The sequence below is a fragment of the Caballeronia choica genome, assembly GCF_001544535.1.
Taxonomy (GTDB): Bacteria; Pseudomonadota; Gammaproteobacteria; order Burkholderiales; family Burkholderiaceae; genus Caballeronia; species Caballeronia choica.
The window spans coordinates 1-553 of sequence record NZ_FCON02000626.1 but is presented as its reverse complement, the minus strand read 5'-3'; the positions used below and the strand labels follow the sequence as shown (position 1 = coordinate 553).

Sequence of the window (553 nt, the reverse complement as noted above, 5' to 3'; positions counted from 1 at the left end):
ATCGCGGGCGGGCCGTAGGTGATGTAGCTGTGTCCGGTGATCCAGCCGATGTCGGCGGTACACCAGAAGACGTCGTCCGGCTTCATGTCGAACGTCCACTTCATGGTCTGCGCGGACCACAGCAGGATGCCGCCGGTGCTGTGCTGCACGCCCTTGGGCTTGCCCGTGGAACCGGACGTATAGAGGATGAAGAGCGGATGCTCGGCGCTCACCCACTCCGGCTCGCATTGGTCCGACTCGTTCTCGACGAGTTCGTGCATCCACTTATCGCGGCCCTCGGTCCACGCGACCTTGCCGCCCGTCCTGCGATAGACGATCACGTCCTTCACCGCCTCGCAGCCGCCGGCCGCGAGCGCTTCGTCGGCGATGCTTTTCAGCGGTAGCGCCTTGCCGCCGCGCATCTGTTCGTCGGCGGTGATGAGCGCGACCGCGCCCACGTCGACCAGCCGTTCGTTGAGCGACTTCGACGAGAACCCGCCGAACACGACCGAATGCGTGGCGCCAATGCGCGCGCAAGCCTGCATCGCGACGACGCCTTCCACCGACATCGGCA

The 553-nt window shown here is 65.8% G+C and carries 1 protein-coding gene; it reads right to left on the bottom strand.

Translation table 11 applies throughout. The features are described from left to right. Positions 1 to 553 (bottom strand): AMP-binding protein (locus AWB68_RS46045; protein WP_143282103.1); only part of this gene is annotated, 553 nt, incomplete at both ends.